Source organism: Paraburkholderia sp. BGA-UO-ETr-F12 (assembly GCF_059567945.1).
In genome coordinates, this window is sequence record NZ_JCAQOZ010000009.1 from 120,292 (window position 1) to 140,554 (window position 20,263).

Sequence of the window (20,263 nt, forward strand, 5' to 3'; positions counted from 1 at the left end):
CCGATTCGCATTGCGACTGGCTTTCCAGTTACGTAGCACGGCACACGCAATCAGATCATGTGTGACGTCGGCGTGGCCTATGAGTTTCGTTGAGTGCCGGCGACATTGTTTTCTTTTAAAGTTCTATTGCATTCGGTCGTTTACGTTCTATTCGTGCGCCGCGCTGCAACTGCCGCCTTGCGCATTCCGGAATCTCTGGCCATCGTTCGTTGCGCGTCGGGAGCGCCTTTTATGAACATCGATTTTCACTACGGGGTCGTCTATATCGCTGCACGTATCGGCGGAATGGCAGCCGGGGAGGCAATCACGGTGGCGCATGCTTGCCAGTACGTCGACGACGCGACCACGTCAGGAATACTGCGTTTTTCAGGCGGTGAAACTTTCGAGCGCTTCGCCACCGCGCACAAACTATTTGACTATACCAACGCGGAAAATGACCAGAACCGGCTGGTATGGGCGCCATTTCATTTTCTGCCCGCCGGTGTCGGGGAAACGCTCGAAGACAAAGCGGTGTGCCGGCCGGATAGCGCCGTGGCCCGCGAAGTGGTGCGCCGGGCGATCCGGCAGCGAGGCGCCGATACGGCTTTGCATCGTCTCGGTGTGACGCTTCACACCTACGTCGATACGTGGGCTCACCAGGGTTTCGCCGGAATCGAAAGTCCGACGAATCGTGTCCATATGTTGGAGGCTGAAGATTGCACGCCGGAAGGCTGGTTTGCCCGTCTGAAACGCGCCACGCAACATCTGGTCGAGCACATCGAGGAAGATGTACTGACGCTTGCGCTGCCTGTCGGTCACGGCGCGGCCTTGCATTATCCTGACCAGCCGTGGGCGAAATGGCATTACACCGACGGCAGAAATGTACGCGTCAAAAGGCACAATCTGCCCGAGTTCATGCAAGCGGCCGAGATGACTTGCCGCGCGGTGCGCGCCTACGTGGCGGGGCGCGAAGATTTCGAAAACCACGCCGGTTTGCCGGAAGATGTCCGAGCCGCACTGACCATGCTTCTCGACACCAATCGGAACCCGGACGACAATAAGCGCCTGCAGACCCTTTGCGAAGCGGTGAAAACAGGCGCGATTCCCGGCCTGTCAGAGTCGATTCCGGAGTACGTGCCCAAGGGAATCGGCTCCTGGAAATACAAAGCTACCGGTTTGCAGTCCGACGACGACAGCGGGGATCGGCCCCGGTGGAGCGCCGTCTTTGAGAACAGTGATTACCGGCGCTTTCACGACGCGGTCAAGGAGCACCGCTTCGTGACGACGCAGGAGATTCTGCCGGCGTACGGACTGCGGATCGCGTGAACGGTCCAGACTATGAGTTCTTCGGAAATGGCGCGGTAGCGCGCTATCTCAATAGCCGCCCCAGCGGCCGCGTTCATGCCATTCGTGCTCGCGCCATTGCTCGCGGCGCCATTCATGTTCACGCCATTCGCGGCGCTCACGCCACTCACGTGCGCGCCAGTCTCCATAGCCACCATAACCACCATAGCCATCGTAGGCAACCGTGACTGGAGCCGGACCATAGGCGACCGGCGGTGCGGCATAAACGGGAGGCGGCGCAACTACGCCGACGGGAATGCCGACTCCGACGGCTATGTCCACATGCGCCGATGCTATCGACGATGCCGCGAGAAAGGCCAGGCCAAGTGCCGCGCCAACGATCTTCTTGTTCATTTTCCTTCTCCTTGCACATTCGGGTGCGATGCATTCGAGTACTGCCGAACCGTCATTGCTTTGCTTCTGAATACGGTTCGGAGTGTAGAAGGGCGGTCCAGACACAGGTGAAACAGCGCTGCGAGATTGGTAACGCGGGGTTACCGGCGAAAAAAATGAATGGCCGCCCTTTGAATCTCCGAATGCTTGCCTATAGTAGAAGCAGTTATTGCCGCATTGCACGGCGGCCGGCTTCTCTCTATGCGGGTGATGGGGAAACAGAAATGACGCCATCGAATGCTGCGATCTATCAGGCCCAGGCCTCCACACCGGATTCATTACGAACGCTTGCCGGCTATCTCGAACTGGCGCTCGACGAAGGCGAGAGTGTGGTTCTGATGCGGATCGGCACGCAGGTACGCAATGTCTATATTGGCGATCCGTCCGGCACGCTGGAGGAGTTGACGGATCACGGCGTAGTGGCTGCCTTTCAGGCCGACGAGATGCTGGCATTGACGCAATTGGGACTCAACCGGATAACCGCGGACGATCAGCAGTACCGGTTCATGCGCAGTGTGCGGTACATAGCCGATCGCCAGGTTGTTGTTTTTACTCCGACTTAGGTAGTTCGCCGGCAATCGGAATAGCTAAAGAATACGGTTCTCCAGTAGCGAACTCGAAAGGTTCGTACTCCACGGTATGCATTCTCGTGTGAGTCTGTTGCCTTTATAGCGGCATAGATCTGCCTTTCCGACGCTATTCATGGCATAGTTCGATCGATTACTACATAAGGAGCGATCAAATGCCCACGTTAGAGCAAATCCAGGCAAAGCTGAAGAAGCTTCAGGCACAAGCCGACGTGCTTATCGCCAGGAAAGCACAAGCCGCGGTCGACCAGATTCGCGACCTGATGCTCAAGCACGGTCTGACTACTGCCGACATCGAGGCAAAGGCAAAGGCGAGGCGCGCCGCGCGCGCCCTGAATGGACGTGCCGCAAGTGGCAAGGCAAAAGGCGCTGCAGGCAAGTCGATTCCGAAGTACCGCGACCATAAAACCGGCGCGACCTGGACAGGCCACGGGCGCGCACCGGCATGGATTGCCGCAGTGAAAGACCGCACGCAATTCCTGATTGAAGGGGCGAGCGAACTGAAGTCCACGGCCAAGGCTGCGGTCAGTCACACCAAGGCCGGGAAAAAAGGCCAGCCTAAAGGTGCTCAGCCGCCGAAGTATCTCGATCCGAAAACGGGCGCCACCTGGAGCGGACGCGGTCCGGCACCGGCGTGGCTCGCAACGGTTAAAGACCGAACCCAGTTTCTGATCGACGGCGCTGCCGCGACCCGCAATGTCGCTGCCAAGAAAGGCGTGACGGCGAAAAAGGCCGTGGCGTCCAAAGCGGCTGCAAAGAAGAGCACCGCGGCGGCTAAAAAGACTGCGGCAAAGAAAGGCGCCGGCAGGCCTGCTGCGAAAAAAACCGTGGCAAAGAAGGCTGCGGTGAAGAAAACCGCCGCTGCAAAGAAAACACCGGGTCGTAAGACCGGCAGCAAAGCCAAAGCCGGTGCGAAGCGGGTTGTTGCCGCGGCGCCGCAAACCTCGACGGTGCAAGCCGGCGCGTGAGCGCAACGGAGTTCTGAAGTAGATGACCAGCACGCTCGATTCACCCCAGCAGGAAGACTATGTCGTCCTGCTGGACTCTGTTCCTCAGCCTGCAGTCGACGCTGCCGAACCATTCATTGTTTCCAGCGATCGTCGGGTGATTCTGGCTTATCCGATTGCCGAGTCCGACTTCGAACGGTTCGGACCATTCGATTCCGACGACGATCCATTTTGTACCGTGCTATTTCCAGATGCGGTATTTCATCGGCTCGGCCCGCCAGGCGACGCCGATCTCGAGATCCATCCGCTGGCTTCGCCTGGGCTCAGTAGTTACTCGGTTCACGAAGTGATGAATTCGTCGCTGGCCGCCGAGATTTCGGCCGTCACTTCGCCCGGTCCTGTGCAACGCCACTTTGTCATCACGTTTCAGGGCGCGACGTTCGAATGCGTGGCGTCCGACTATACGGTGGTTGGCGTGTACGGCGCGGGTGAGATTGCCAGCCGGGAAGCATTCTCGCTGGTCCGGTAGTGTCTATCGGTGGCGAGTGCGCGCCGGTATAACCGCTTGTCCCCGGTCCTGTTCTGACGTCTGGACAACACCACGTCCTGCTACCCAACGCGTGCAAGCCCGCATGCTGCGCTCGCTCGCGCAGCATGCGGGCTGTTCCGGCACATGTCCTGTCGTTCAATATGCAACTGTGGCGCCATGACGCCGCGTCACGCGGCGCCGATTCCTTTCAATTACATTTTTCTGTGGATTTCGAACATATGCCCAATGACTTTTTTTAGCTTTTATTTTTGAAGTGTGTTAAAAAGCTTTCCGTCATCGTATATTGACATGAAGTCTTCACGCAGTGAATGCAGACTCGCGTCAACGGATGGCATGCGGTACAGATTGAACCAGGCTTTGCCGAATTACATATAAATATATTACGAGGCATCGAACGCTCGATTGAAGCGCGCCGGAGTTCAGGCGCGCGCCAGGGAGAGTCGGCATACATCACATCGAGTGATGCATGCTTTCGGTGCAGCAGCGGTCGTCGCGGATCGGATTTGCCGGCGCAAAGGCAGATCGCATGGGCCTGATCCCCGGTAGTACGGCCGCAAGGCGTCCGCGAGTGCGGGCGCGGTATCGGTACGCACCTGCTTGCGCAAGTGCATGCGAATACGCCATGCCCATCGAAAAACTCCTTGTTCCGCTACCGGCGGGCCTGAAAGTCTACGTTGAACGTCACGTATTCGATCCGGCCTTCGAGAGTGTCATTCTGATCAACGGCGCGTTGGCTACCACAGCGTCGTTCGGGCAGACAATCAAATACCTCGGTGAACGCTATAACCCGATTTGTTTCGATTTACCTTATGCGGGTCAATCGAAAGCGCATAACGTGTGTGACTTCGTTCTTACAAAAGATGATGAAGTCGACATTCTGTTGCATCTAATAGGCTTATTCGAGCCGGCTTTCCTGTTGTCGGTGTCGTGGGGCGGGGTGGCGTCGCTGCTTGCGCTCTCTCGCGCGCGCACCAGCGTGAGGCGCGCGGTGATTGCGTCGTTCTCGCCGCGGCTCAACGAGGCGATGACCGCGTATGTGACCGCGGCGCGCGACCACATCGCCGCCGGCGAAAATCTGAAGGCCGCGCAGCTGCTCAACGATACGGTTGGCCAGCATCTGCCGCGCATCATGAAGCTCTACAACTACCGCTATCTTTCCACGCTCCCACGCGACGAGCAGGATCAGGTGGCGTTTCACGTCGACCAGATTCTGGCCATTCGTCCGGAGGACTATCTGCACGAGTTTCGCAACATCGAGTGCGGATTGAAGTTCCTCAACGGCGAGCTCGACAACTACACCACGCCTGAGGATGCCCGCTCGCTCAGCGCGCATCTGAAGCGCGCCGAGTTTGTCACGATCGAGCAGGCCGGGCACTTTCTCGATCTCGAAGGACGGCCCGCGCTACGCCAGGTCAGGACAGCGATTTTCGATTACTTCGGCGCGCCGCCGGCACAGGCGGCAGGCCGCGTGCTCGAGCGCTTCGACGCGTTCGGCGCGCGCTCACCCACCATGCCGGTGCCGCAACCCGCTATTGCAAACATCGCAAATATCGCAAACGCCGCCTTGCAGACTACCGCCGATCACTCGTTCCAACAGGTCGAACTACCGTGAATATCGCTCAGAGCATTGCCATTGTCGTACCGTGGGTGTTGTGGCTGCTGTATTGGGTCGCGACGTCGAGCCGGGTCAAACAGACCGCGCGCAAGGAGGCATCGCTGTCGCGCACGTTGCAGTCGATCCCGCTGATTGGCGGCGGCGCGTTGATCGTGTTGCCGGACTTCACCGCAGCGGCGTTGTCCGTCGATCTGCATGCAATCGGGCCGCTCCAGCTGGCCGGCTTCGCCGTGCTCCTCGCCGGGCTTGCTTTTTCCGTGTGGGCGCGGCTGCATCTGGGCACCAACTGGAGCGTGTCGGTCACGCTGAAGGAAGGGCATGAACTGGTGCGCAGCGGGCCTTACGGGCTGGTTCGTCATCCGATCTATACAGGCTGCCTGCTGGCCCTTCTGGGGGCCGTGCTGATCGGCGCGCAATGGCGTGGCGTAGTCGGGCTATCGCTGATTTTCGCATCGCTGGCGTACAAGGTGCGGGTCGAGGAAAGCTGGCTGACCGGGCACTTCGGCCGTGCGTATTCACAGTATCGCCGCGACGTCGCTGCGCTGATTCCCGGTCTCTTCTGAGCTGCCCGAATGGCGAAGGTCATCATTACCGCGATCGGCTCGGCCGGCGATGTGCATCCGTTGCTCGGCATCGGTGCGGCGCTGGCCGCGCGCGGCCATGAGATCGTCTTTTGCACGCATCCTCCGTTCGCGGAAGCTGCCGTGCGCCAGGGCTTTGCTTTTGTGCCAATCGGCACCGCCGCTGAATATGAAGCGGCGATGGCGAACCCGGCGCTATGGCATCCGCGTACTTCGTTCCGGACGTTATGGGCGGTGATCGCACCGACACTGCGACCGCATTTCGACACGCTGGCCGCGTTGACCGATAGCAATACTGTGCTGGTCGGCACGTTATGGGCTTTTTCCGCACGGCTGATGCAGGAGTTGTATCGTGTGCCGTTCGTGTCGGTGCAGGTGTCGCCGTCGACCCTGCTGTCCGCGCATGCGCCGCCCACCCACCCGCGTCTGACGATTCCGCGTGGCTTGCCGTTGGCTGTAAAAACGGCGCTGCTGAGGCTGATCGAGCGACAGGTGCTCGACAAGGTCTGCGGCCCCGCATTGAATGGGGTGCGCGCGGAACTGGGGCTCGCACCGGTGCGGCGCATTTTTGGCGAGTGGCTGCATTCGACCGACGGTGTGCTGTGTCTGTTTCCGGACTGGTTCGCGCAAGCGCAACCGGATTGGCCGGCGCCGCGCTGCCTCAGCGGGTTTCCGCTGTTCAACGACACGAGCGCGATCGCGCCCGATCCGCAACTCGACGCATTTCTCGCTGCGGGCGAGCGGCCTGTGGTTTTCACAGCGGGCTCGACGCTGATCGATCAGGAACGCTATGCAAATGCCGTGAGCGCGGCGTTGAGGGAAGGTGGGCTGCGCGGCATTCTTCTGACACCGGATGCGTCCAAAACCGAAGCGGCTGCTATTGAGACCGATGTGCGCGCAGACGCGCCGGGCGCGTTGCTCAAGCGGCGTTACGTCCCGCTGCAGACGCTGTTGCCGCGCTGCCGTGCGCTCGTGCATCACGGCGGCATCGGCACTGCTGCGCTGGCGTATGCCGCCGGTATTGCGCAGGTGGTCACGCCGTTCGCGCACGATCAGTTCGATAACGCACAGCGTGTCGTCGTGAGTGGATGCGGCGTTCGGCTGGACAGGCCGCTGCAACCGCAAGCGCTTGCTCGTGCCTTGAGGCAAGTGCTTGGCAGCCCGTCGATCGCGACCCAGTGCGGACGCGTGCAGGACCGCCTCGCGGCGTCGCCGGACGGCTGCGAGACCGCCGCACGCTATATCGAAGCGTTCATGCCGGCCGCCGTGCGCGAGCAAACTGTCGGCCGCACGGCGTCGCCGGCACTGGCCGCCAGCGGACATAGCGTATGAGCGCCGCTCCTCCGCTGTCGGCGGATACAGGGCATGCCATTGGCCCTGGCCCGGACTCCGCAGGCGAGCACAGCGTACCCCGTATGCGCGGCGCACAACTCGCCTTGCTGACGTTCGCGTTGTCGCTGGCCACTTTCATCGAAGTCCTGGATTCGACGGTAACGAACGTCGCGGTGCCGGCGATCTCCGGCGGCCTCGGCGTGTCCAATAGCCAGGGCACTTGGGTAATCAGTTCGTACTCCGTGGCCGCGGCTATCGCCGTACCGTTGACAGGCTGGCTCTCGCGCCGGCTCGGCGAAACGCGGCTGTTTCTCGGCGCGGTGGTGCTCTTCACGTTGACGTCGCTGTTGTGCGGCGTGGCCGGCGATTTTCATCTTCTGGTGGTATGCCGCGCTTTGCAGGGGCTTTTCTCCGGGCCGATGGTGCCGCTTTCGCAAACGATCCTGCTGCGCACCTTTCCCCCGGACAAGCGCGTCGTGGCACTCGCGCTATGGGCGATGACCGTCCTGCTCGCGCCGATTTTCGGCCCCGTGGTGGGCGGCTGGATCATCGACAATTTTTCGTGGCCGTGGATCTTCCTGATCAATCTGCCGATCGGCATCTTCTCGTTTGCGGTGTGCATGACGATGCTGCGCCCCGACGCACCGGCTGCCAAGGCGGCGCCGATCGATCTGCCCGGCATTCTTCTGCTGGTGGTCGGTGTCGGCTCGCTGCAGATGGTGCTGGATCTTGGACATGATCGCGGCTGGTTCGATTCGCCGCTGATCCTGACGCTCGCGATCGTCGCCGGGTTGGCGATCGTATCGCTGTTGATCTGGGAGGCCGGCGAACGGCATCCTGTGATCGATCTGAGCCTGTTCCGCGACCGTACGTTTTCGTTCTGCGTGCTGATCATTGCGCTTGGCATGATGAGCTTTTCGGTGGTCGGCGTGATTTTTCCGCTCTGGCTGCAGGCCGTGATGGGCTACACCGCGTATCAGGCCGGACTTGCCACCGCGCCACTCGGCGTGCTGGCGCTGGTGTTCTCGATTCTGGTTGGCATCTATGCGGCCCGTTTCGACGCACGCGTGCTGGCCACTTTCGGTTTTCTCGTGTTTGCGGGCGTGCTGTGGTGGGATGCGCATTTCACGTTGACCATGACCTTTACCCAGATCATCACGCCGGGTCTGGTTCAGGGAATCGGCTTGCCGTGCTTCTTCATTCCGTTGACCGCGGCGACGCTTTCGCGCGTGTCCGACGACAAGCTCGCGGCGGCCTCCAGTCTGTCGAATTTCCTGCGCACGCTGTCGGCGGCGTTCGGCACGGCAATGAGTGTCACGCTATGGGACAACCGCGCGCTGTATCACTACGACGTTGTCGCACAGTCGGTGACGAAATCGTCCGGCAATACGCAGCGCTTTGTTCAGAGCCTGCACGGCATGGGTATCGACGGCGCGCGCGAACTCGCCACCTTGCATCACGTCGTGCAGCAACAGGCTTACATGATGGCGACCGGCGACATGTTCTACATGGCAAGCGTCACCTGCCTCGTGCTCGCCGCGATGATGTGGCTCACGCGTCCAAAGCGCGGTGCGGCGATGGCTTTAGGTCACTGAGGAACTTCCAATGACGATCCTGGGCGCATTGATCATTCTGTTTCATCCGAGCGAAGCGCAACTCGCACGCGCGGTGGCGATGCGCGACAGGTGCGATCGTCTGCTGGTGGTCGACAACTCGCCTTCGCCGGACGCGCGCGCCGCGATGATGTTGGGAGAGGCGGGCGTCGCGCTGCAGCATCACGGTAATCGCAATGGCATTGCGGGCGCCTTCAATTGCGGCTTGAGTACGCTGTTCGACTCGGGTGTGGAGGCGGTCGCGCTGTTCGACCAGGATTCCGAGGCGCCTGCCGACTACTTCACGGTGATGCGCGAGCGGTGCGCCTCAATGAGCGGCCGGGCGTTCCTCGCCGGCCCGCGTATCTTCGATGAGAACGACCAGCGCTTCCTCCCCGAACTCGCGACCAGCGGGCTGGCGGTCGAAAGATTGGCAATACAGGCCGACGCGCCGTTGCAGCGCTGCGCCTTTCTGATTTCGTCCGGCTGCGTCGTGTCTCGCGAGGCGTTCGCGCGGCTTGGCCGCTTCGACGAAGCGCTGTTTATCGATCATGTCGACACCGAGTACTGCTTGCGCGCGCTACTGCGTAATGTGCCAGTGTATGTCGTGCCGTCGCTCGTGCTGCTGCATCGGATTGGCGCGCGGAGCCGTCACAAACTGGGTTCCCTGGAATTGACAACGATGAATCACCCCGGTTTCCGCCGCTATTACAGCGCGCGAAACGCAATGCATCTGGCGCTTCAATATGGATTGCGTTTGCCGGTCGCGAACGTGCCGAACGTGCTGACGCTCTGGCAAATCGTGCAGATCCTGCTGCTGGAGAAAGATAAGGCGGCGAAGCTCAAAGCAATTGCGCAGGGTGTTTTCGATGGGTTCTTCGGGCGCATGGGGCCGCTGGAGCGGACGCGTCCGCGACTCGCGGCCAACGTGGCCAGGGCGGCTAACGCAGCTACTGTGGCTGACCCGGCGATGGTCACCGGGATGAGCACGCCGGAGCCGGGAGCGCGCACGGTAGCGCGTGTCGTATCTCGTACCTGGCAGTCGTGAGACAGTCTATGCAATTGCTTTTGCCGCGCTCTTTGCCGCTGTTTTTACCGCTTTTGCTCATTGCAGCGGCGCTGACAGGTTGCGTGAGCGATGCGGGTCTGCACACTAGCGTTACACCGCTTAAACCATCCGCCGATGCGCTTGTCCAGACTATCGGGCCGAACGCGAACGGCACGTGGCCCGCACCCGATTGGGTCAAACGCTACCGCGATCCGCAACTGGATGAACTGGTTGCTGAGGCGTTGCAGAATAGTCCCGACCTGCAGATCGCCAGGGCGAGGGTGGGCACCGCGCAGGCCCAACTCGAACAGTTTGCTTCGCTCACCGGCCTTACCGGCACGGCGGGCGCGACGCTCAGCAAGGCCCGCTTGCCGCAACCGGACGACGTGGCCAATGTGTCGGTTGGCGGTCGGCAGATTCCGGTGCAGTTGTTCAACGATCCGGTGGTCTCGCCGGCGGCGTTGTTCGCCGGGTTGAGCTACCAGCTCGACCTGTGGGGCAAGAATGCCGCGCTGACCGGCAGCCTGCTGTCCACACGCGATGCGGCGCGCGTCGATGCGGAGCAGGCACGGCTCACGTTGACCGTTGCGCTCGTGACGCTCTATTGCGAACTCGACCGCGGATATGCCATGCAGGACATACTGCTGCAAAAACAGCAGGCTGCGGATAGCGTCGATGCGGTGTTGCGCGAGCGGGGTGCGCGCGGCATCGATAACGCTTACGACTCGGCCGACGCAGCACTTAAACGAAGCCGGCTCGCTTCGCAGCAGGCACTCAACGACGAACGCATCAAACTGACCGAACTGCAGATCGGCGTGCTGACGGGACGCGGAGCGGAGCGGGGTTTGTCGCTGCATCGTCCGCAACTGGCAGCGGCTGCCGACGCGCCAATGCCGGCGCAATTGCCGGTGGACCTGCTGGGCCGCCGGCCCGATATCGTGGCGGCGCGTCTGCGGGCCGAAGCCGCACTCGCGAATATCGACGCCACGCGGGCGCAGTTTTATCCCGACGTGAATCTGGTTGCCTTTGCCGGGCTCACGGCGTTGACGCCCGCCGCGCTTTTCTCGCGCGCGGCGCTGACCGGCTCGGTGGGACCGGCGATCTCCTTGCCGATCTTCGACCGGACCCGGCTGCGCGCCCAACTCGGCGGCGATTACGCCAACGTCGACGCCGCGATCGCTCTTTACAACAAGACGATCGACGAGGCACTCGGCGACGTTGCGCGTCAACTGACTTCGTTGCGCACGGTCGATACGCTCACCGCGGAGCAGACCCGCGCGGTCGACGCAGCCGCAAAGATCGTCGCGATTGCAGAGGAGCGGCACCGTCGCGGTATCGGCATGCAGAAGGACGTGACGCTGGCAGACCTGTCCTTACTCGACGAGCGCGCGCAGCAAATCGATCTACAGGGGCGCCGCAGAATGCTGCAGGTGGCGTTGGTGGGCGCGCTCGGCGGCGGCTTCGACGTACGCAAGGTGGCCGGCGCGCCGATCTCGCACTATCAGCCGACCTTTCCCTCTCACGCACGCATCACGGATACGCACTTCGATTGAATGCACAACGATAAACAGGCACAGCATGCCGCCGGCTGGACCCAGCAGCAGGCAAATCCGGCAGACGGGGCAGGCATACCGGGTGACGCGCACGATTCGAAACGGACTGCGCGGCGGCGCCGGTTTGCTGTCTTCTTCGCTGTGGTGGCGCTCGCCGGTCTGGCGTGGCTAACGTATTGGGGGTTGAGCGCGCGCTTCTTCGAGGAGACCGACGACGCCTACGTGGCGGGCAACATCGTGCAGATCGCCGCGCAGATACCCGGCACGGTCACCGATATTCTGGTGGACAACACGCGTCAGGTTCGCGCCGGTCAGCCGCTTGTCAAACTCGACGACGCGGAAGCGGCCGCCGCGTTCGCGCAGGCCAAAGCGCAACTGACACTCGCTGTGCGCCAGGTGGCGAACGCGACGATCTCGCGCAAGCTCTACGTGCAATCGATCGATGCGCGCCGCGCCGAACTGGCGCTGGCGCAACGCGCGCTGGCGGCGCGCGATCATGCGTCGGTGGAAGTGGTCTCGCCGGAAGAACTGGCGCGCGCCCGCGAGGCGGTGGCGGTTGCGCAAGCGAATCTCGCTTCGGCACAAGTTCAGCTCGATGCTGCCCGCGCGCTCGGCGGAAAATTTCCGGTCGAGGCCAGCCCGCCGGTTCTGCAAGCCGCCGCGCAGTTGCGGCTTGCGTATCGGAACCTGCAGCGCACCACCGTGGTTTCTCCCGTCGATGGCACGGTTGGGCAGCGCTCGGTGCAAATCGGCCAGCAGGTCGGGCCAGGACTCGCCCTGATGTCGATCATTCCACTCGAGCGTCTATGGGTCGAAGCGAATTTCAAGGAGGGCCAGATCCGCAGCATGCGGGTGGGTCAGCCGGTGCGCATCGTGTCGGACGTGTATGGCTCGCAGGTGGTGTATCACGGGCACGTGGAAGGCTTCTCGGCGGGCACGGGTAGTGCGTTTTCGATGTTGCCGTCGCAGAACGCGGCCGGCAACTGGATCAAGGTCGTGCAGCGCGTGCCGATCGTGATTTCGCTCGATCCTGCCGAACTCGCTGCGCATCCGTTGCGACTCGGTCTCTCGATGCAGGTGTCGGTGGATACGCACGTGCGCAGCGGTCATCTGATCGGCAACGATACGCCGGCGGCCACGTTGAGTACCCGCGTCCACGATAACGTTTCGCGCGACGCCGACGCGTTGATCGCGCAGATCATCCGGGACAACAGCGACCGGGGTGGCGCTGCTCAATAGCGACTAGTTGCCGGGGTCGATCACCGGTTTATCCGGCTCAGCAAGCGTTCTGTAGGGAAGGGCCGCTGCGTGCGGGTTGCTTGTGGTGTCGTCGATCACGCGGTCGACGTCCGCGGTTTTCGCGAGTTCCGTAAGGAACGTCTGTTTGTCGAAGCCTGGCGCGACGCAGCCTTGCACGTAAATGAAGCGGCGTTGCAGCGTGAGCCACAGCGTCGACTGTTCGCGCCAGTGGGTGGCGTAGCTGATATTGGCGAGCCGCCGCTGCACCGCCTCGGCGATTTCCGCGTCGTACAGGTACGCGTTCGAAAGACGGCACCGGCCTTCCACCCAGCAGCTATTGCCGCGCTCGATCCGGTAATGGCTGTCGTCGAGCCATTCCTGTTCGGTCTCGAGCGGGCCCAGCGGTACCGGGCAGTCACCGACTGCTTTGGATATCTGAAAGAACGGGTCGTGCCCGCGATTGACGCGTTGCGCTTCGCCATGGGCGTGCGTCGCGGCCATGCAGACCAGAAAACCTGCCAGGTACGGTCGAATCAGGCGTTTCATCGTCTTCGGCTCCAGGGTGTTGAGCGTGCGGCAGACGGATCGACGGCAGTGATTTCCGGCTACCTGGACGAGATTATGCAGCGGCGGTTCGGATGCTCAACGATTCTTACGACGATTCTCGACAGCGAACTTGATCAGCTCGGCCTGGCCTTCGATATCGAGCTTGCGTTTCAGATTCAGCCGATGCGTTTCGACCGTGCGCACCGACAAATCGTTGCGTTGCGCGATCTGCTTGCTCGACAGACCTTCCGCGAGCGCATCGAGAATATCGCGCTCGCGCGGCGTGAGCCGTTCAATCGGCGACTGCGTCGCCGAGGCCTGAATCAATCTTGCGCCCAGCCCGGCGCTGAAATATGTCTTGCCTTCCAGCACCGCGCCGATTGCCTGAATGATTTCGGTGGCCGGTGAGTCTTTGAGTACGTAACCGCTGGCTCCGGCGCGCACCGCCTGGGTCACGTACTCGAGATTGTCGTGCATGGACAGCATCAACACGCGAATTGCCGGGAAGCGCTCATGAAACAGGCCGGCCAGTGCGATACCGTTCATGCCGTTCATGCCGACGTCCATCAGCACCAGATGGGGTTCGTGGCTGGCGGCGAGCGCAAGCGCTTCCTGCGCATTGCCGGCTTCGCCGACGATCTCGATGTTGCGCACGGCTTCGAGCCGGGCGCGCAAGCCGTCGCGGACCAGCGGGTGGTCGTCGATCAGAATCAAACGTGCGATGGCGAGGGGCATGTCATTCATCATCAGGTTTCCTGCAAGACCGGCGATTGAGGCACGGACGCTGCCACTGGCACGCGCGCGGTCACGATCGTATGACCGGCCTGCGAGCTAAGCGACAGCTTGCCGCCGAGCGAGTCCAGCCGCTCGCGCATATTGCGCAGGCCCACACCCGCGTGCGGATTGACCAGTGCGTGCGCGACGTCGAAACCGCACCCGTTGTCCGCAATGGTCAGCGTGACCGCGTCGCTCGATACCTCCAGCGACAGCGCCGCGCTCGATGCACGCGCATGCCGCACGATATTCGTCAGCGCTTCCTGGGCGATACGGAACAGCACGGTATTCACCGTTTCCGGCAGAGACGCGGCATGGGTATGGGCGATCTGCGTGAAGCCGATCTCGATGCCGGACTGGTCGCTCAACTCGCGGGTGAGCTGTTCCAGGGCAGCCGCTAAGCCGAGGTCGTCGAGCATGGAGGGACGCAGCGCGTGAGAGATGCGGCGCACTTCACGCAGGGTGTCGCCGAGCCGCGCAATACTTGTCGATAGCGCGGCCTCTGCAGCGGGGACACGTGCCTCGCTGCGTTCGAAGCGCGTCAATGCCGATTCGAGTAGCAGCTTGACGGAGACCATCATCTGACTAATGCCGTCGTGCAATTCACGCGATAGGCGCGCCCGTTCGTTTTCCTGCGAGTCGACCACCTGCTGCGCGAGCCGCTTGAGTTTTGCGTCCGCGCTGCGGTATTCGGTGACGTTGAGCACCAGCGCACACAACGCGATCACGAAGAGTCCGGCCACCGCGATGCCGTCGATCCACTGCATCGTGCGATCGATGTTGGCCGCCGCGCCTGCGTCGATATGCGCGAGTGTTGCATCGACATCGTCGAGATAGATGCCGGTGCCGATCATCCAGCCCCAGCGTTCGAGCGGCACCACGTAGCCCAGTTTCGACGCCAGTTTGCCCGTCGATGGTCGATGCCAGACGTAACGCACATAACCGCCGCCGCGCGAGGCCGCGGCGAGCAGTTGCTGGATCGTCGGCGTGCCGTTCGGATCGCGCAGCGCCCAGAGGTCGCGGCCGACGAGGCCGGGTTCGCGCGGATGCATCAGCGTACGGCCGTGCATGTCGTAGACGAAGAAGTAGCCGTCCTTGCCGAAGTCCATTTTCTCGAGAATGTCGAGCGCGCGGGTGCGCAGCATCGCATCGTCGCGTGCGTTGTCACGGCCCGCGTCGTAGAGCGGGGCGATCGCCGTGGTCGCGAGCTCGACATAGTGTTTGAGCTCGATTTCCTTGCTGGCCATGTAGGCGGCCTGAGTGGTCGCGTGCTGCGTTTCGGCGAGCGCCGTGGCTTCCCGGCGCACACCGATTTCAATACTGGCGATGGCCGCCAGAAAGGGCACGATCGCCAGCAGGACAATCTTTGCTTTGAGTTTCATCGTAGAGAGAACGGCCGACGGGCTACGTAGTATTACGTAGCTGGCTTACGTAGTTGCGCGCTTGTGACGGCGCCCACGAAGGCGAATACTACATCCCCGCGGCGTGCCGCGCCTTCTGGCGCGTTGTTGCGGTGCACCTGGCGGTGGCGGATTGGTGCCGTGCAAAAAGCAAACACCGGTTTTGCCGTCTAATATCAGGTAACTGGTTTTCCGCGTGCCCGGCCAAAAGCCGAGGCGCGCGGGTTCAATAATAGACTTAGGAGAAGTTCGTGGAGACCTCCCAATCTTCCGGCCGTTCATGGCTATGGATCGTCTTGCTGATCCCGTACATCGCGTTGCTGTGGTTGCCGTTCTATAACGACACACGGCCCTCATTCGCCGGCTTTCCGTTCTTCTACTGGTATCAGTTCTTGTGGGTTCCGTTGACCTCGCTGCTGATTTACGTCGTGTACCGAGGTGTCAAATGAGCGATGTCAATCCTGTGAACCCGGTTGCGATGACCGTCTTTATCGCATTCTTTGTTCTTGTCACCGTGATCGGTTTTTTTGCCGCGCGCTGGAAGCGGGGCGACCTGACGCAATTGCACGAGTGGGGCCTGGGTGGCCGCCAGTTCGGCACGGTGATTTCGTGGTTCCTCGTGGGCGGCGATTTCTATACCGCTTATACCGTGATTGCGGTGCCCGCGCTGGTGTATTCGGTGGGCGCGTATGGTTTCTTTGCGTTGCCGTACACCATCATTGTCTATCCGTTCGTGTTCGCGGTGATGCCCAAGCTGTGGAAGATCGCGCATGCGAAGAATCACATCACGGCAGCGGACTACGTGCAGGGCGAATACGGCGGCAAGTGGTTCCCGGCCGCGGTGGCGATCACCGGTATTGTCGCGACCATGCCGTATATCGCGCTTCAACTGGTGGGCATGCAGGTGGTGATCAAGGGGCTTGGCGTGACCGGCGAGATGCCGTTGATCGTCGCTTTCGTGATTCTGGCGTTGTACACGTATGCAAGCGGTTTGCGGGCGCCGGCGATGATCGCCTTCGTCAAGGACATCATGATCTATATCGTCGTGATCGCGGCGGTCTGGCTGATTCCGGCGAAGCTCGGTGGCTATGCGCATGTGTTCGACGCTGCCGATACGTATTTCAAGGCCAAGGGCGGTGCGACCGGGATCATTCTGAAGCCGACGCAGTTCACTGCTTATGCATCGCTTGCTTTGGGCTCGGCGCTGGCGGCGTTCATGTATCCGCATACGATGACGGCGGTGTTGTCGTCCTCGTCGGCTAACACGGTGCGCAAGAATGCGATTTTCCTGCCGGCGTATACGTTGTTGCTCGGGTTGATTGCGTTGCTTGGGTATATGGCGATTGCGGCCGGTGTGCATGTCAAGTCGGCGTCCGACATGGTGCCGGCGCTGTTCAATACGCTGTTTCCGTCGTGGTTTGTCGGCTTTGCGGCTGCGGCCATTGCGATTAGCGCGTTGGTGCCTGCGGCGATCATGTCGATTGGCGCGGCCAATCTGTTCACGCGGAATTTGTGGCGTCCTCTCGTCTCGCCGAATATCACGCCTGAGGCGGAGGCTTCGACCGCCAAGGTTGTTTCTCTGGTCGTGAAGTTCGGTGCGCTGCTGTTTATCGTGTTTCTGCCGACGCAGTATGCGATTGATCTGCAACTGCTGGGCGGGGTGTGGATTCTGCAGATTTTCCCGGCTATTGTGTTTTCGCTGTACACGCGGCGGTTGAATACGCCAGGGTTGTTTCTTGGGTGGCTGGTGGGGATCGTGCTGGGGACTGGGTTGGCTATTTCGCAAGGACTTAAGCCGGTGTTTGCCTTGCATGTCGGTGGTGCTACCTATCCGCTTTATATCGGATTGATCGCCCTGGCAGCTAATATTGTGGTGAGTTTTGTGGTGTCGGTTTTGTCGCCGCGCAGGGTTGTGGCGGCGGTGTGAGGCGCAGCACTAACTGCACGTAAGACTGTATCGATTGAGGAAAGGCGCGATTGTTCGCGCCTTTCCTCGTTTTTACCGCTTGCTTTTTTCTTCCTGGGTGGACTGACGGTGAGCGATCAGCGTCTACGCCTAAAGTTGATCCCCACGAACACGGCCATCAACATCAGAAATCCCCCGAACAGTAGGGCGGAATTGACGACGACGTGTCTGACGCCGAGCACGTCGACGTTGATGAAAGGATAGGGATAAAAGTCCGACAAACTCCCACGCCAGAAAGTGATGGCGAGGTACGCGACGGGATAGATGAGCCACAGCAGGCAATGCCGTAACCGTAAATGAAATCGCGGTACGAATAACACCCAGTAAAGCACAGTCAGCATCGGCAAAACGCTGTGCAAAGATTCGTTGAGCAGCAGCCTGTACGCCCTCGGCGACCACATTCCGCGTAGAAGCAGGTTGTAGGCAATTCCCACAAATGCCATGTAGACAACGACCGCGGTCACGACGGTTGGCTGTCGAAAAAAACGTATGATCGCCAGGCTGCGTCCTCGTAACGCTACGCAGGTAAAGCAGACCGCGCACGCTAATACCGTAAGATTGGTGAGGTAACTGCTCATCCGCGCAACCCCGTCAAGCACGCCGAGCCCGCGGGCTAGCGTGCGGTCGATCGTCAGGTCGGCTTGCGCAACGATCGAAATCCACGCGATCACGGCAATGATCGCCGCCAGCGTCACAGACGAGACGCTGGGCGTGTGGAGCGGAAGCTCGGGCTCATGGTGATGATCTGGGGCAGGGCGCATGCGAACGATTCTATACACACCTCATGCGCTTTGCAGCAAGCACTAAAAGCCCACGAGCCGAAGTCGATCCGCACCCAACCTCTGCCCAATAAAAATTCTATGGTGTGCTACGTGAAACGCTGACCGGCTGCAAACGGCTCACTACGTCGGGTATAGCCGAACTTGCGGGCGACGTTTCGTCAATCGTCGTGCGGCCGCCGTCGTGGAAAAACGCGAGTTCCGCGGCCTTGTTCAGCACAAGAATACTGATCCGCCGATTAGTCGGCTCGTCGGCGACATTGCTGTTCAGTGGCAACACATCGGCCAGTCCGCGCACCTGCAGCAGCTTTTCGTCGTGCATGCCGCCGACCACCAACGCGCGGCGCGCGGCATTGGCCCGCTCGGACGACAGCTCCCAGTTCGAGTAACCCTCCGGACCGGCGGTATACGGCACCGCGTCCGTATGACCGGCAATCGAAATGCGATTCTCCACGTCGTTGAGCGCAGCGCCAATCTGCGTCAGGATCGTTTCGGCATAAGGCTGCAACCTCGAACTGCCGGACGGAAACATCGGTCGGTTCCGAGAATCGACTATCTCGATACGCAAACCTTCATTCGTGATCGAAATGCGAATCTGATCCCTGAATGCCCTTAACGCCGGGCTCTGCTCGATCATGGCGCCAAGCTTCTCCTTCAACTGCTGAAGCCGTGCGGCGTCCGCAGGCGCGACGACAGGTGGAACCTTCGCAGGCGGCGTTGGTTCGGTCTGGCTCTTCTTGCCGTCGCCGGGCCGGCTGTCGGAAATGTCACGGCCGCCGCCCTGGATGACGTTAGGACGTGCTGCTGCCGTGCCCTCGGTGCCGCCGAGCAGGCTCGACAGCGGGGTGTTGAAATAGTCCTCGATACCCTGCTTGTCGTACTTCGAGGTCGAACCGAGCAGCCACATCAGCAGGAAGAACGCCATCATCGCAGTGACGAAGTCGGCGTAGGCGATTTTCCATGCGCCGCCGTGATGCGCGCCATGGTCGTCACCCTTTTTCGCGCGACGCACGATCACGGGAGCGGGCGCCTCGTCCTGCCGGGACGCGCGCGATCTTCTTTCATTCATGATGCCGCTCCGCGTCAGGCCGATTTCGGCATTTTGGTGGCGCGCACGGCGTCGTCGAGCTCCTGGAAGCTAGGACGGTCGGCGGTGAACAGCACCTTGCGGCCGAACTCGACGGCGATTGGCGGTGCATAGCCGGAAAGCGCTGCGAGCAACACGGCCTTCACGCACTGATAAGGTTTGGCTTCGGCGCGACCCTTTGCATTGAGCAGGTCGGCGACCGGCCCGATAAAACCATAGGCGAGAAGAATGCCGAGGAACGTGCCGACCAGGGCGCTGGCGATCATTTCGCCAAGCACGGCCGGCGGTGCGCCGACTGAACCCATCGTATGAACCACACCCATGACGGCGGCAACAATGCCGAATGCCGGCAAGCCGTCGGCCATCTTCTGAATCGCATTGGCCGCCACCGACGACTCCGCATGATGCGTAGCCAGTTCTTCGTCCATCAGGTCCTGCACTTCAAGCACGTTCACGTTGCCGCCGGACATCATGCGTAAATAGTCGACGATGAAGTCGAGCAGATGAAGGTCCTTCAATACGTGCGAATACTTCTGGAACAGCACACTTTCTTCCGGCGCGGCGACGTCGGTTTCGAGCGCCATCATGCCTTCCTTGCGCGCCTTCTGAAGCAACTCGTAAAGCAGCGCGATCAGTTCGAGATATTTTTCCTTTGTATATCCGCCACCTTTAAAACACGAAGGAATGGCCTTGATGGTCTTCTTCAGCGTAGAGGTCGGATTGCTTACAACGAACGCGCCGATCGCCGCACCAAAAATGCATAGCAGTTCGAACGGTTGAATGAGCGCGGGAAGATGCCCGCCTACACCGACAAAACTGCCGATTACAGAAGCGATTACCACTACCCAGCCAATTGCGACAAACATGCTCTCTCCGTTTACCTTGCGCGACGCATGTTCGTTAGAACATGCCCTATTTAAAGGGATTTTGTGGGCTCGCCGCTAATATTCC

The 20,263-nt window shown here is 61.0% G+C and carries 19 protein-coding genes and 1 pseudogene; 13 read left to right on the plus strand and 7 right to left on the minus strand.

Going from position 1 to position 20,263, the window contains the following annotated elements; translation table 11 throughout:
• Window positions 1-231: 231 nt before the first annotated feature.
• Window positions 232-1,305 (plus strand): DUF6765 family protein, encoded by a 1,074-nt coding sequence (locus tag AC57B6_RS03075; RefSeq protein WP_028198326.1) that lies wholly within the window; start codon window positions 232-234, stop codon window positions 1,303-1,305.
• A 48-nt stretch (window positions 1,306-1,353) separates the two neighbouring features.
• Here the strand turns inward: AC57B6_RS03075 and AC57B6_RS03080 are convergent, their stop codons facing one another.
• Window positions 1,354-1,677, minus strand: coding sequence for a hypothetical protein (locus tag AC57B6_RS03080; RefSeq protein WP_028198325.1), 324 nt, complete (start codon window positions 1,675-1,677; stop codon window positions 1,354-1,356).
• Window positions 1,678-1,940: 263 nt separating this feature from the next.
• Here AC57B6_RS03080 and AC57B6_RS03085 point away from each other — a divergent pair, with 263 nt between their 5' ends.
• The 10 genes and pseudogenes from AC57B6_RS03085 to AC57B6_RS03130 all read left to right on the plus strand — a co-directional run bounded on the left by AC57B6_RS03085 (window position 1,941) and on the right by AC57B6_RS03130 (window position 12,760).
• Complete coding sequence (locus AC57B6_RS03085; RefSeq protein ID WP_183801548.1) at window positions 1,941-2,279, plus strand: hypothetical protein; 339 nt, start codon at window positions 1,941-1,943, stop codon at window positions 2,277-2,279.
• Between the two features lie 179 nt (window positions 2,280-2,458).
• Entirely contained in the window at window positions 2,459-3,271 is an 813-nt protein-coding gene (locus AC57B6_RS03090; RefSeq protein WP_216751367.1) for an H-NS family nucleoid-associated regulatory protein, read from the plus strand.
• Between the two features lie 22 nt (window positions 3,272-3,293).
• Entirely contained in the window at window positions 3,294-3,779 is a 486-nt protein-coding gene (locus AC57B6_RS03095) for a hypothetical protein (RefSeq protein WP_144193638.1), read from the plus strand.
• 643 nt (window positions 3,780-4,422) lie between these two features.
• Window positions 4,423-5,262: pseudogene (locus AC57B6_RS03100) on the plus strand (alpha/beta fold hydrolase); the annotation flags it as partial.
• 146 nt (window positions 5,263-5,408) lie between these two features.
• Window positions 5,409-5,978, plus strand: coding sequence for a methyltransferase family protein (locus AC57B6_RS03105; protein WP_216751365.1), 570 nt, complete (start codon window positions 5,409-5,411; stop codon window positions 5,976-5,978).
• Window positions 5,979-5,987: 9 nt separating this feature from the next.
• The gene (locus AC57B6_RS03110) at window positions 5,988-7,328 is read left to right on the plus strand and encodes a glycosyltransferase (RefSeq protein WP_496420679.1); all 1,341 of its coding nucleotides are present in this window, start codon (window positions 5,988-5,990) and stop codon (window positions 7,326-7,328) included.
• 83 nt (window positions 7,329-7,411) lie between these two features.
• Window positions 7,412-8,923: a DHA2 family efflux MFS transporter permease subunit gene (locus AC57B6_RS03115; protein ID WP_260332514.1), complete on the plus strand. Its 1,512-nt coding sequence runs from the start codon at window positions 7,412-7,414 to the stop codon at window positions 8,921-8,923.
• A 10-nt stretch (window positions 8,924-8,933) separates the two neighbouring features.
• Entirely contained in the window at window positions 8,934-9,968 is a 1,035-nt protein-coding gene (locus tag AC57B6_RS03120) for a glycosyltransferase family 2 protein (RefSeq protein WP_496420680.1), read from the plus strand.
• 8 nt (window positions 9,969-9,976) lie between these two features.
• The gene (locus AC57B6_RS03125; RefSeq protein WP_444513784.1) at window positions 9,977-11,521 is read left to right on the plus strand and encodes an efflux transporter outer membrane subunit; all 1,545 of its coding nucleotides are present in this window, start codon (window positions 9,977-9,979) and stop codon (window positions 11,519-11,521) included.
• A complete protein-coding gene (locus AC57B6_RS03130; RefSeq protein ID WP_030100151.1) occupies window positions 11,522-12,760 on the plus strand; it encodes an HlyD family secretion protein in 1,239 nt (412 codons plus the stop codon).
• A gap of 3 nt (window positions 12,761-12,763) precedes the next feature.
• Here the strand turns inward: AC57B6_RS03130 and AC57B6_RS03135 are convergent, their stop codons facing one another.
• From AC57B6_RS03135 to AC57B6_RS03145, 3 genes are all read right to left on the minus strand, one after another.
• A complete protein-coding gene (locus AC57B6_RS03135) occupies window positions 12,764-13,306 on the minus strand; it encodes a hypothetical protein (protein WP_444513783.1) in 543 nt (180 codons plus the stop codon).
• A 96-nt stretch (window positions 13,307-13,402) separates the two neighbouring features.
• A complete protein-coding gene (locus AC57B6_RS03140; protein ID WP_030100153.1) occupies window positions 13,403-14,050 on the minus strand; it encodes a response regulator in 648 nt (215 codons plus the stop codon).
• A 2-nt stretch (window positions 14,051-14,052) separates the two neighbouring features.
• Window positions 14,053-15,462 carry a cache domain-containing protein gene (locus AC57B6_RS03145; RefSeq protein ID WP_030100154.1) on the minus strand — a complete coding sequence of 470 codons (1,410 nt, stop codon included), beginning with the start codon at window positions 15,460-15,462 and terminating at the stop codon, window positions 14,053-14,055.
• 269 nt (window positions 15,463-15,731) lie between these two features.
• Here AC57B6_RS03145 and AC57B6_RS03150 point away from each other — a divergent pair, with 269 nt between their 5' ends.
• Together AC57B6_RS03150 and mctP are read left to right on the plus strand one after the other, a co-directional pair.
• Window positions 15,732-15,929 carry a DUF3311 domain-containing protein gene (locus AC57B6_RS03150; RefSeq protein WP_028198313.1) on the plus strand — a complete coding sequence of 66 codons (198 nt, stop codon included), beginning with the start codon at window positions 15,732-15,734 and terminating at the stop codon, window positions 15,927-15,929.
• Window positions 15,926-17,407 (plus strand): monocarboxylate uptake permease MctP, encoded by a 1,482-nt coding sequence (mctP, locus tag AC57B6_RS03155; RefSeq protein ID WP_030100155.1) that lies wholly within the window; start codon window positions 15,926-15,928, stop codon window positions 17,405-17,407. Before AC57B6_RS03150 ends, mctP begins: the two co-directional genes overlap by 4 nt.
• Before the next feature lie 116 nt (window positions 17,408-17,523).
• Here mctP and AC57B6_RS03160 read toward each other — a convergent pair whose 3' ends face one another.
• The 3 genes from AC57B6_RS03160 to motA form a co-directional block, all read right to left on the minus strand.
• Window positions 17,524-18,207: a Pr6Pr family membrane protein gene (locus AC57B6_RS03160; protein WP_178370974.1), complete on the minus strand. Its 684-nt coding sequence runs from the start codon at window positions 18,205-18,207 to the stop codon at window positions 17,524-17,526.
• A 97-nt stretch (window positions 18,208-18,304) separates the two neighbouring features.
• The gene (motB, locus tag AC57B6_RS03165) at window positions 18,305-19,294 is read right to left on the minus strand and encodes a flagellar motor protein MotB (RefSeq protein WP_183801535.1); all 990 of its coding nucleotides are present in this window, start codon (window positions 19,292-19,294) and stop codon (window positions 18,305-18,307) included.
• A 14-nt stretch (window positions 19,295-19,308) separates the two neighbouring features.
• Complete coding sequence (motA, locus tag AC57B6_RS03170) at window positions 19,309-20,178, minus strand: flagellar motor stator protein MotA (protein WP_030100157.1); 870 nt, start codon at window positions 20,176-20,178, stop codon at window positions 19,309-19,311.
• Between the last annotated feature and the right edge of the window lie 85 nt (window positions 20,179-20,263).

Excerpts from the sequence above, each read along its gene's own strand:
- AC57B6_RS03075 (WP_028198326.1), top strand. The coding sequence starts at position 232 with ATGAACATCGATTTTCACTACGGGGTCGTCTATATCGCTGCACGTATC.
- AC57B6_RS03080 (WP_028198325.1), bottom strand. The coding sequence starts at position 1,677 with ATGAACAAGAAGATCGTTGGCGCGGCACTTGGCCTGGCCTTTCTCGCG.
- AC57B6_RS03085 (WP_183801548.1), top strand. The coding sequence starts at position 1,941 with ATGACGCCATCGAATGCTGCGATCTATCAGGCCCAGGCCTCCACACCG.
- AC57B6_RS03090 (WP_216751367.1), top strand. The coding sequence starts at position 2,459 with ATGCCCACGTTAGAGCAAATCCAGGCAAAGCTGAAGAAGCTTCAGGCA.
- AC57B6_RS03095 (WP_144193638.1), top strand. The coding sequence starts at position 3,294 with ATGACCAGCACGCTCGATTCACCCCAGCAGGAAGACTATGTCGTCCTG.
- AC57B6_RS03110 (WP_496420679.1), top strand. The coding sequence starts at position 5,988 with ATGGCGAAGGTCATCATTACCGCGATCGGCTCGGCCGGCGATGTGCAT.
- AC57B6_RS03115 (WP_260332514.1), top strand. The coding sequence starts at position 7,412 with ATGCGCGGCGCACAACTCGCCTTGCTGACGTTCGCGTTGTCGCTGGCC.
- AC57B6_RS03120 (WP_496420680.1), top strand. The coding sequence starts at position 8,934 with ATGACGATCCTGGGCGCATTGATCATTCTGTTTCATCCGAGCGAAGCG.
- AC57B6_RS03125 (WP_444513784.1), top strand. The coding sequence starts at position 9,977 with ATGCAATTGCTTTTGCCGCGCTCTTTGCCGCTGTTTTTACCGCTTTTG.
- AC57B6_RS03130 (WP_030100151.1), top strand. The coding sequence starts at position 11,522 with ATGCACAACGATAAACAGGCACAGCATGCCGCCGGCTGGACCCAGCAG.
- AC57B6_RS03135 (WP_444513783.1), bottom strand. The coding sequence starts at position 13,306 with ATGAAACGCCTGATTCGACCGTACCTGGCAGGTTTTCTGGTCTGCATG.
- AC57B6_RS03140 (WP_030100153.1), bottom strand. The coding sequence starts at position 14,050 with ATGAATGACATGCCCCTCGCCATCGCACGTTTGATTCTGATCGACGAC.
- AC57B6_RS03145 (WP_030100154.1), bottom strand. The coding sequence starts at position 15,462 with ATGAAACTCAAAGCAAAGATTGTCCTGCTGGCGATCGTGCCCTTTCTG.
- mctP (WP_030100155.1), top strand. The coding sequence starts at position 15,926 with ATGAGCGATGTCAATCCTGTGAACCCGGTTGCGATGACCGTCTTTATC.
- AC57B6_RS03160 (WP_178370974.1), bottom strand. The coding sequence starts at position 18,207 with ATGCGCCCTGCCCCAGATCATCACCATGAGCCCGAGCTTCCGCTCCAC.
- motB (WP_183801535.1), bottom strand. The coding sequence starts at position 19,294 with ATGAATGAAAGAAGATCGCGCGCGTCCCGGCAGGACGAGGCGCCCGCT.
- motA (WP_030100157.1), bottom strand. The coding sequence starts at position 20,178 with ATGTTTGTCGCAATTGGCTGGGTAGTGGTAATCGCTTCTGTAATCGGC.